This is a genomic window from Shewanella sp. MF05960, from assembly GCF_050849305.1.
GTDB lineage: Bacteria > Pseudomonadota > Gammaproteobacteria > Enterobacterales > Shewanellaceae > Shewanella.
On record NZ_JBOZPS010000042.1, the window covers coordinates 1 to 3279 of the forward strand.

Genomic DNA, 3279 nt, shown 5'->3' on the forward strand with positions numbered 1-3279 from the left:
CCGACACACAACCTGTTGATGCCACTATGGCACCTGCGCCGACTGTAGAGTTCAGCGGCATGGGCAGCGACGGTATCTTTAACAGCGATGAGATTGGTTCTGACGGCACTGTGACCGCAACCGTGACCTTAGCGACCGGCACCCAAGTGGGCGACACCTTGATTGTCACCGACGGCAACGGCACAGAATTGTTTAACGGCCCTGTTACCCAGGACATGCTCGATAATGGCTTTGATGTTGAAGTCCCTGTGACCGCTGGCGCAACCGATGTTGATGTCACCGCACAGGTGATTGATATCGCCGGTAACCCATCTGCAACCGCAACCGACACACAACCTGTTGACAATGTTACCGCACCTGCACCTAGCGTTGAGTTCAGCGGCATGGGCACTGATGGCGTGTTCAACAGCGATGAGATCGGCAGCGACGGCACCGTCACCGCAACCGTGACCTTAGCGACGGGTACGCAAGTGGGCGACACCTTGATTGTCACCGACGGCAATGGCACTGAATTGTTTAACGGCCCTGTTACCCAGGACATGCTGGATAATGGCTTTGATGTTGAAGTCCCTGTGACTGCAGGCGCAACCGATGTTGATGTCACCGCACAGGTGATTGATATCGCCGGTAACCCATCTGCAACCGCAACCGACACACAACCTGTTGATGCCACTATGGCGCCAGCGCCTAGCGTTGAGTTCAGCGGCATGGGCACTGACGGTATCTTTAACAGCGATGAAATTGGTACTGACGGCACTGTGACCGCAACCGTGACCTTAGCGACCGGTACGCAAGTGGGCGACACCTTGATTGTCACCGACGGCAACGGCACTGAATTGTTTAACGGCCCTGTTACCCAGGACATGCTCGACAACGGCTTTGATGTTGAAGTCCCTGTGACCGCAGGCGCAACGGATGTTGATGTCACCGCACAGGTGATTGATATCGCCGGTAACCCATCTGCAACCGCAACGGATACACAACCTGTTGATAATGTTACCGCACCTGCACCTAGCGTTGAATTCAGCGGCATGGGCACTGATGGTATCTTTAACAGCGATGAAATTGGTACTGACGGCACTGTCACCGCAACCGTCACCTTAGCGACCGGTACCCAAGTGGGCGACACCTTGATTGTCACCGACGGCAACGGCACCGAATTGTTTAACGGCCCTGTCACTCAAGACATGCTGGACAACGGCTTTGATGTTGAAGTCCCTGTGACCGCAGGCGCAACCGATGTTGATGTCACCGCACAGGTGATTGATATCGCCGGTAACCCATCTGCAACCGCAACGGATACACAACCTGTTGATAATGTTACCGCACCTGCACCTAGCGTTGAGTTCAGCGGCATGGGCACTGATGGTATCTTTAACAGCGATGAAATTGGTACTGACGGCACTGTCACCGCAACCGTCACCTTAGCGACCGGCACCCAAGTGGGCGACACCTTGATTGTCACCGACGGCAACGGCACTGAATTGTTTAACGGCCCTGTTACCCAGGACATGCTGGATAATGGCTTTGATGTTGAAGTCCCTGTGACCGCTGGCGCAACCGATGTTGATGTCACCGCACAGGTGATTGATATCGCCGGTAACCCATCTGCAACCGCAACCGACACACAACCTGTTGATGCCACCATGGCGCCTGCGCCGACTGTAGAGTTCAGCGGCATGGGCACTGATGGCGTGTTCAACAGCGATGAGATTGGTACTGACGGCACCGTCACCGCAACCGTGACCTTAGCGACCGGTACGCAAGTGGGCGACACCTTGATTGTCACCGACGGCAACGGCACTGAATTATTTAACGGCCCTGTCACTCAAGACATGCTCGACAACGGCTTTGATGTTGAAGTCCCTGTGACCGCAGGCGCAACCGATGTTGATGTCACCGCACAGGTGATTGATATCGCCGGTAACCCATCTGCAACCGCAACCGACACACAACCTGTTGATGCCACTATGGCACCTGCACCGCTTGTAGAATTCAGCGGCATGGGCAGCGACGGGATTTATAACGCCAGCGAAATTGGTAGCGATGGCACCGTGACCGCAACTGTCACGTTAGCGACTGGCACCCAGATCGGCGACACTCTCGTCGTGACCGATGGCAGTGGAAACGTATTAGCGACGGTCACCGTGACGCAAGCGATGCTAACCAATGGTTACGCTGTTGAAGTGCCTGTGACTGCAGGCGCAACCGATGTTGATGTCACCGCACAGGTGATTGATATCGCCGGTAACCCATCTGCAACCGCAACCGACACACAACCTGTTGATAATGTTACCGCTCCTGCACCGACTGTAGAATTCAGCGGCATGGGCACTGATGGTATCTTTAACAGCGATGAGATTGGTAGCGATGGCACCGTCACCGCAACCGTGACCTTAGCGACCGGCACCCAAGTGGGCGACACCTTGATTGTCACCGACGGCAACGGCACTGAATTGTTTAACGGCCCTGTTACTCAAGACATGCTGGATAATGGCTTTGATGTTGAAGTCCCTGTGACCGCTGGCGCAACCGATGTTGATGTCACCGCACAGGTGATTGATATCGCCGGTAACCCATCTGCAACCGCAACCGACACACAACCTGTTGATAATGTTACCGCACCAGCACCGACTGTAGAATTCAGCGGCATGGGCAGCGACGGGATTTATAACACCAGCGAAATTGGTGCTGACGGCACCGTGACCGCAACTGTCACGTTAGCGACCGGCACCCAAGTGGGCGACACCTTGATTGTCACCGACGGCAACGGCACTGAATTGTTTAACGGCCCTGTCACTCAAGACATGTTGGATAACGGCTTTGATGTTGAAGTCCCTGTGACTGCAGGCGCAACCGATGTTGATGTCACCGCACAGGTGATTGATATCGCCGGTAACCCATCTGCAACCGCAACCGACACACAACCTGTTGATGCCACTATGGCACCAGCACCGCTTGTAGAATTTAGCGGCATGGGCAGCGACGGGATTTATAACGCCAGCGAAATTGGTGCTGACGGCACCGTGACCGCAACTGTCACGTTAGCGACTGGCACCCAGATCGGCGACACTCTCGTCGTGACCGATGGCAGTGGAAACGTATTAGCGACGGTCACCGTGACGCAAGCGATGCTAACCAATGGCTACGCTGTTGAAGTGCCTGTGACTGCAGGCGCAACAGAAGTGAACGTCACGGCTCAAGTCACTGACGCTGCAGGTAACCCATCTGCAATCGCTACCGACAAGCAACCCGTTGATAATGTTGCCGCACCAGCAC

General features: G+C 55.0%; 1 protein-coding gene. It reads left to right on the forward strand.

The window, feature by feature from the left end:
• On the forward strand, window positions 1-3279 hold a 3279-nt coding region (locus ACROAE_RS20370), incomplete at both ends, for a beta strand repeat-containing protein (RefSeq protein ID WP_432406075.1).